Annotated in this window: 8 protein-coding genes; all 8 read right to left on the reverse strand. The window is 58.3% G+C overall.

The window, feature by feature from the left end; genetic code table 11:
- Window positions 1-517 (reverse strand): CmpA/NrtA family ABC transporter substrate-binding protein (locus tag AC4GMC_RS16445; RefSeq protein ID WP_488089371.1); only part of this gene is annotated, 517 nt, incomplete at its 3' end.
- Window positions 518-779: 262 nt separating this feature from the next.
- On the reverse strand, window positions 780-1,919 hold the full coding sequence (locus AC4GMC_RS16450) for a CmpA/NrtA family ABC transporter substrate-binding protein (protein WP_487876420.1): 1,140 nt from the start codon (window positions 1,917-1,919) through the stop codon (window positions 780-782).
- Window positions 1,916-2,500: an ANTAR domain-containing response regulator gene (locus AC4GMC_RS16455; RefSeq protein ID WP_487876422.1), complete on the reverse strand. Its 585-nt coding sequence runs from the start codon at window positions 2,498-2,500 to the stop codon at window positions 1,916-1,918. Before AC4GMC_RS16455 ends, AC4GMC_RS16450 begins: the two co-directional genes overlap by 4 nt.
- A 3-nt stretch (window positions 2,501-2,503) precedes the next feature.
- Window positions 2,504-3,199: an urea ABC transporter ATP-binding subunit UrtE gene (gene urtE / locus AC4GMC_RS16460; protein ID WP_487876423.1), complete on the reverse strand. Its 696-nt coding sequence runs from the start codon at window positions 3,197-3,199 to the stop codon at window positions 2,504-2,506.
- 1 nt (window position 3,200) lies between these two features.
- Complete coding sequence (urtD, locus tag AC4GMC_RS16465) at window positions 3,201-3,941, reverse strand: urea ABC transporter ATP-binding protein UrtD (RefSeq protein ID WP_038005842.1); 741 nt, start codon at window positions 3,939-3,941, stop codon at window positions 3,201-3,203.
- On the reverse strand, window positions 3,941-5,116 hold the full coding sequence (urtC, locus tag AC4GMC_RS16470) for an urea ABC transporter permease subunit UrtC (RefSeq protein WP_487878407.1): 1,176 nt from the start codon (window positions 5,114-5,116) through the stop codon (window positions 3,941-3,943). Before urtC ends, urtD begins: the two co-directional genes overlap by 1 nt.
- Window positions 5,116-7,044: an urea ABC transporter permease subunit UrtB gene (gene urtB, locus AC4GMC_RS16475; protein ID WP_487878408.1), complete on the reverse strand. Its 1,929-nt coding sequence runs from the start codon at window positions 7,042-7,044 to the stop codon at window positions 5,116-5,118. Before urtB ends, urtC begins: the two co-directional genes overlap by 1 nt.
- A gap of 76 nt (window positions 7,045-7,120) precedes the next feature.
- Window positions 7,121-7,371 (reverse strand): transporter substrate-binding protein (locus tag AC4GMC_RS16480; protein WP_490391475.1); only part of this gene is annotated, 251 nt, incomplete at its 5' end.

Here is a 7,371-nt window from a genome sequence, read left to right on the forward strand (position 1 = left end):
AGTTGTGGGTCGAAACGGGGAACACCATGCCCATGTTGAAGGGGATGCCTTGGTCTTGGTAATCCTCAACCACAGGCTTGAGGGCGGCCGCTGAAATGGGGTGCTGCGGGCGACCATCAGCCATGGACGGGATATTGGGGCGCATCTGATCCCAAATCTCATTCGAGACAGTGATGGCATTGCCGTTCAAGTCCATTGAGAACGGCGTGATGATGTGGGCTTGGGTGCCGTAGCCGATGGTCGCGGCCAATGGCTGACCCGCCAGCATGTGCGCGCCGTCCAATTGGCCGGAGATCACACCGTCCAGCAGGACCTTCCAATTGGCCTGCGCCTCTAGGGTGACGAACAGGCCTTCGTCCTCAAAGTAGCCGTTTTCATAGGCCACAGCGAGCGGCGCCATGTCGGTTAACTTAATAAAACCAAACGTTAATTCATCTTTTTCTAACTCAAGAAAATCAGCGGCAGCAGCAGAGGCCATGAGAGACGCCGCAATAGAAAGGGATAGGAGTGACTTCATGGAACTATGTCCTTTGTGTGTGTGTCAGTCCGGGGGGACCAGAAATAAAAAAGCCGCCTGTAAAACGCGACGGGGGAGGATCCGTCGGCTTACAAGCGGCTTTGCTTTTTGTTTGTGGCACCTGCGTCGGCGCCACGGAAACTGTCTACGGCCATCGTTGCCCGTGGTTAACTGATGTCAGATCGACGTGATTTGACGCAAGAGCCGCGTGTGAATCAGGGCTGCGCATCACGCCGCAATGCAGCATTTGCCTAGAATTTGATCAATTCTCTGGGGTGAAATCGAAAATTTTGTCATCAAAAAAAGCGTCTGGACCCAAAATCATGTGGCCACGGGTTGAGGCGACGGCCGTGGCGTGGCGCATGAATCCTTCGACTTTTTCCGACCCACCCGGCAGGTCCGCGCCGGCGGGGCCCAAAACGTCGCGATAGATATCGGAGCGAAAACAAGCCTTTGCCCGCTGGATACCTTGGGCGTCTGCACCAAGGTGCTGCGCAATCCACGCCGCCTGTGACCGCCACGGGAAATGCGCGGCCTGAGAATCGAACAATAAGAACCGGTCCACATGTGCGGGCGAATGGTGTGCACCCGGTGTGATTTGCCCACTTATTGCGGGATCAATCAATTCTGCAGGAAGGTTAAGGTGCTCGCTCCGCGCGAGGATTTCTACGGCCAGTGGTTTGTTGCGCGGCGTGTCCAGCCATTTGGCCGCTGCATAAACCGCCCGCATCAGGTGCCGGACCTTGGCCGGGTTTTCCGCGATCCAGTCGTGGCGTGCGGCCAACACTTTTTCCGGCGCAAAGGCCCAGATGGCGCTGCCCGGCAGAACCAATTGGGCCACCCCGCGCGCGACGGCCGCACTGCCCCACGGCTCACCCACCCAAAAGGCGTCGATGTCGCCATCCGCTATGGCATCGGCCATGCGCGCGGGCGGGACCGCGATAATCTGGACCCTTGGCGCTGATTGGTCGCGCAAAAAATACTCTAGCAGCAACCGGTGCATGGAGTAGTGAAACGGCACTCCAACGCGCAATCTGTCAGTGTTGAGCCCGGCCAAACCGGCGGCCACGCTGCGCACATCACCAAAGGTTGCGCCGATTTGGTCTGCGATGGCGTTCGAGACACCAAAGATGGTCCCGTTAACGGACAAAACCATCAACGCGTCGATTTCACCGGGTAGGCCGCCCAAGCCCAGGGACATCGCAATCGGCATCGGCGAGAGCAGGTGCGCGGCATCCAGATGGCCCAGCGCCAGCATGTCGCGCGTGGCGGACCATGAGGGTTGTGCGATCAGGTCCAGTGCGATGCCTTCGTCCTCGGCAAAGCCAAGCTCTTTGGCGACGATCAACGGCGCGCAATCGACCAACGGCACGTAGCCACAGGTGAGGATCGTCAAGCTCATCCCAACAAATCCGCAGCCGTAACAAGAGCTTGAGCCACATCAATCACCTTGCGTCCTTGATCCATCGCCGTCTTGCGCAACAGTTGATACGCTTGATCCTCGCTTAGGGCGCGTTGGCGCATGAGGATCCCCTTGGCGCGGTCAATCGTTTTGCGATCGCCCAGCGCGCGCTTGGCGGCATCCAGTTCTGACTGCATTTGACGCATGATCTGAAATCGCGCGATGGCCGTTTCAAGCACGGACCGGATGCGGTTCATCTGAAGCCCATCGACGACATAGGCACTCACACCTGCCGCGAGCGCGGCCTGCGTTAAATCCTCATCCGTGCGGTCCACGAACAGGGCGACGGGGCGTTCCCGGCTTTCGGTCGCGACGGCAATCTGTTCAAGCGTGTCGCGGTCGGGGTTGGCCAAATCGATCAACACGATATCGGGGGTATGGGCCGCGATCTCACGCTCTAACCGAGAGGTATTTCCGATGGCCCGCGCGTTGGGCCACCCTGCTTCAATCAACGCGTCAATGATGTTGCGCGCGCGCTCCTGATCTTGCTCAACCACCAATATCCGGAGGGTGCGGTCGATCATCTATACCAACACCTCTTGGTACAGTTCATCGCGGGTTAGCGCGTCAACGCGTTTGTCAAACACCACCTCGCCCCGGTTCATGACCGTGAATGTCGCCCCCAGATCGAAGGCAAAATCAAAGAACTGCTCGACCAAAACAATGGCCATATCCCCCTGATCACAGAGGATTTTGATAACATTGCCGATCTGTTTGATGATGTTGGGCTGAATGCCCTCGGTCGGTTCGTCCAGTAACAAAACACGTGGCTTTGTGATGAGAGCGCGAGCAATGGCCAACTGCTGTTGCTGTCCGCCGGACAGGTCGCCGCCCCGCCGGTCGGTCATTTCCTTCAGCACTGGAAACAGATCATAAATCTGGTCAGGCACGTAGTGTTGCGCCTTGGGCAGGCATGCAAATCCGCTTTCCATGTTTTCCAACACGGTCATCATCGGAAAAATCTCACGCCCTTGCGGCACGTAGGCGATGCCAGCGCGTGCGGCGTCAAACGCCGATGGGTGGTTCAGCACATCGCCGCCGACCGCGATAGTGCCATCTGCATAAGGATGCCGCCCCGCGATAGCCTTTAGAAGCGAGGTTTTGCCCACACCGTTGGTGCCCATGACGCACGTGACCTCTCCCACCCGTGCGCTAAGGTTAACGCCGTGGAGGATTTGGCTTTGCCCGTATTTCAGGGTCAGGTCTTTGATTTCCAGCATCTTATCGCCCCAGATAGACGTCGATAACGTCTTGGTTTTGCGTGACATGATCGAGTGAACCTTCGGCAAGGACCGAGCCTTGGTGCAGCACCGTCACCTTGCATTCCAGCCGCCGCACGAATTCCATATCGTGCTCAACCACGATCACAGCGCGGGTTTTGGCGGCGCGTTTCAACAGGTCTGTGGTGTGTTCACGCTCGGCCGGGGTCATGCCCGCGGCGGGTTCATCGACAAGCAACAGCCGCGGATCTTGCGCCAGCAGCATCCCGATTTCGAGCCATTGTTTTTGCCCATGGCTCAGCGCGCCCGAAGTTTTATCGAGGACATCGGTTAGCCCGATCTCATCGCTGATTTCCAGCACGCGGGCCTCGGAATTGTCGGCCTTGCGCTTGAACAATAGATCAAAGGGGCCGCGCGGGTTTTTCAGGGCCATCGTGATGTTTTCGCGCACGGTCTGCGCCTCAAACACGGTGGGTTTTTGAAATTTGCGCCCGATGCCGGCCTGCGCAATCTCGCTCTCAGACATTTTCAACAGCGACTGAGACATCTCTCCCCAGAGGACTTTGCCCTCATCGGGGCGGGTTTTGCCAGTGACGATGTCCATGAACGTCGTCTTGCCCGCGCCATTGGGCCCGATCACGGCGCGCAGCTCTGGTTCTCCGATCTGGAGAGACAGATTGTTGATCGCGCGGAACCCGTCAAACGTGACCGAGACGCCAGAAACTTCGAGGAGTGAGGCCATTATACGCCCCCTTTCTTACGCAAAGTGAGCAAGTCGATGAGCCCGCCGATCCCTTTGGGGGCGAACAATGTGACGACGACAAAGGTAAAGCCCAGCAGGACCAGCCACCAATCCGTCCACTGGATCGTATAGAAACCGAGGTTGATGTTGGGCGCGCCGCCCCCCGTGAACCAAGACGACATCAGCGACACGACCGCCGCGCCAATGACCGCGCCGTAAAGCCGCCCGCGCCCCCCGATAGCCACCCAAACCGCCAGATAGATCGACGCAATCGGCGCGATTTCAGCCGGGTTAATTATGCCCGCTTGCGGGTAATAGAGCGCGCCTGCAATGCCCGCGACCATCGCCGTGAGAGTGAACACGAACAGTTTGTAACCTTCGACGTGGTAGCCAAGGAACCGAACGCGGGCCTCATTATCGCGGATGGCGCGGATGACCGAGCCGAGTTTGCCAGAGGTGATCCACGCAAACAGAACGTAGCCCGCGCCCAGCGCAAAGGCCGAAGCCCAAAAGAACCAAAGCGACAGTGTGGATTGGGGTACGGCATCAAGGCCGGGGATGTTTTGCAGCCCCGAAAGCCCGTTGTTGCCGCGCAGTCCTGTGTCATTCTGAAAGAAGTAGAGCGCGAGGGCCAGCGTCATGGCCTGTGTCAGGATCGACAGGTACACGCCGGTCACCCGGCTACGGAAAGCGAGCCAGCCAAAGACCAACGCCAAGAGCCCCGGAACCAGCACCACCGCCAACAATTGGAGCGTCAGTGAATGCGAGAACGACCAGATCATGGGGAAATCGGATGAGCCGACCACGCCGAATATCTGTGTTCCGACGGCCTGCGTTATTTCCTCTGGGGTGGGCGGGATGACCGCGCCCGAGAGGCTGTCGACCACAATATCCTCGGTCCGGGCGTACATCAGCCACATTCCAATCGCGTAACCTCCGATCCCGAAGAACGCGAAGTGGCCCAGTGACAGGATCCCGCAATAGCCCCAGACCACGTCCATCGCGATGGCCACAAGGCACAGGCACAGCGTCTTGCCCAAGGTTTTCAAGAATGAGGTTGAGATCACGGCAGAGCCCGTCGCCTCGGACATGATCGTCACGACGACCGTGAACACCGCCAAGCCCAGCAAAAACCACAATACCGATGGGTTTTTTCCAATAAACGTGCGTTCCATCAGTCGTCTCCCGCCGCGCGACCCTTGAGGGCGACAATCCCCCTAGGCCGGAATTGAATGAACAAGATCACCAAAAGGATCATGTAGGTTTGTGCAGCCAGCGTGTTGGACGGATTGAGCCATTCGATGCCCTTTTGCCCAAAGCCAATCAATGTGGCCCCTGCAAGTGTACCCCACACATTGCCCACGCCGCCCACGACCACCGTCATAAAGCTTTGGACGATGTAATCGGCGCCCATCTCGGAGGTGACCTTGGCGTAGAGACCAATCGCGACCCCCGCGATGCCCGCAATGCCCGACCCAAGGCCAAAGGTCATCATATTGATGCGGTCCGGATTGATGCCCATGCTGGACGCCATGCCTGGGTTTTGCGTGACGGCACGGACCTCTAGGCCGAGGCGTGTGCGTTTGAGGATGAACAGGATCAGCCCAAGGAAGATGAACGCCAGCACGAAGATCGCGATGCGGATATAGCTGATCTGCACCACGTCATTCAGAACCCATGCGCCAGCCAGCCAGTCAGGTGACGTCAATGGACGGGCCTGCGTGCCAAAGATGTTCTTGGCCAATTGTTGCAGCGCGATGGAAATCCCAAAGGTCGCCAGCAGCGTTTCGAGCGGACGGTGGTAAAGGTGCCGGATGACCAACCGCTCCATCAAGACCCCGGCCCCGAATGTCACGGCAAAAGCCAGCGGCAAAGCCACGAGGATCGAGACAGTGTAATTTGGAATGAACTGCTGCACCACAAACCCGGTGTAGGCGCCCATCATGATGAATTCACCGTGGGCCATGTTGATGACCTTCATCACACCGAACGTAATGGCCAACCCGATTGCCGCTAGGAAAAAGATGGACGCCAGCGACAGCGCATCGAGCGTTAGGTCGACGAATGTGGCACGTCCAACGCGGGCTTCGACCTCAGCCAGTGCGGCCTCGGCGGCGGCGGTCACGGCCACGTCGTCTTCATCGTACAAGGTGTAAAAGACATGCGCATCAATGGCCGAATTTCGATATGCTTCGGTGATCAGTTCAGGGGCCAGATCGGCGGCGGCAAGCGCGGCATAGGCCCGTTCACGCGCAGGCGTCGTATTGAGTTGTGCAAGGGGCACGCCACCGACACGCCCTGCATCGATATTCGCCTCTAGGACGGCGCGAATTTCGCTCGCGGTTTGACGCGGGGGTGCGAGCTTGGCAGCCACCAGTTCAGCATAGGCTGCCTCGGGGTCCTGCATCGGATCGCGCAGCGCGGCAATATTGCCCTGCGGTTTATCCGCTGCGACGCCATCCTGAGTGGTTAAGATTTGGTTTAACACCGCGCGCGTTTCGACCGATATGTCGCCTGATAGCCCTTCAATCGCCGCGACACGCTCTGCCGTATCGTCAGAAAACCGAGCCGCAAGAAAGTTGACCAGTTGTTCTTTGCGGGCGCGCAGTGCGGGATCAGTTTCACCCGCGATTGAGGCCCGCAAAGGCGCGAGTTGTTCTGCCGTGCCGCGCCGCGCGATGCTATCAACCGCCGCCTGACGGCGCGAAATCTCTGGGTCGGATAGCTGGAATTGTACAAGGGCCGTGCCGATAGCACGACGTACACCGCCATTAGGACGCACTTGAGTAAAGGCTTCTTTCGCCCCGCTGAGTGCACCACCCGTATCAACGTCGCGCAAAGTCAGCGTCTCACCTTCAGCGGTGACAATGAAGAACAGACCATCGTCGCGCTGCCAAACGTTGCGCTCGGCCCATTGTTCTAAAAAGGGTGTGGCTTGGGGAAGTCCGGACGCCACAAGATCATCCAAAACGATGGCGACACCGCGTCGAGAGGGCTTTGCGACCTCATCCACGTGGGTCTGTAGAATGCCTTGCAATGTCTGTGCGTGCGCCGTGAAGCCCCCGCAAAAAACAAGCAAAATTGCAAAGAATAGGCGGCGCATATAAGGGGTCTTTCCGTTTTTATTGGACACCCGGGCGCGGCAAAGAAAGGCCGCCGCGCCCGGATCTCAGAAGGGTTTAGTAGTTGGAGGTCAACTGAACGCAGGTCTCAGTTTCGGTGTTAAACATCCCGCACTTCAGCTTTTGCCAATCGGAGGTCAGGACCGCAGATTCCGGCAAGAAATCCGTCCATGCATCACCCGGCACCTCAGCCGTTTGTGAGATGATATCGAACTGACCGTCAGCGGTGATTTCACCGATCAGAACGGGTTTCGCGAGGTGGTGGTTGGGCAGCATCACGGATGTCCCGCCCGTCAGGTTCGGGAATT

The organism is Thalassobacter sp., assembly GCF_982993085.1.

Bases quoted from the DNA above. Each gene is read 5' to 3' on its own strand.
- urtE (WP_487876423.1), bottom strand. From the start codon at position 3,199: ATGCTGGAAATCAAAGACCTGACCCTGAAATACGGGCAAAGCCAAATC.
- urtD (WP_038005842.1), bottom strand. From the start codon at position 3,941: ATGGCCTCACTCCTCGAAGTTTCTGGCGTCTCGGTCACGTTTGACGGG.
- urtB (WP_487878408.1), bottom strand. From the start codon at position 7,044: ATGCGCCGCCTATTCTTTGCAATTTTGCTTGTTTTTTGCGGGGGCTTC.
- urtC (WP_487878407.1), bottom strand. From the start codon at position 5,116: ATGGAACGCACGTTTATTGGAAAAAACCCATCGGTATTGTGGTTTTTG.
- AC4GMC_RS16450 (WP_487876420.1), bottom strand. From the start codon at position 1,919: ATGAGCTTGACGATCCTCACCTGTGGCTACGTGCCGTTGGTCGATTGC.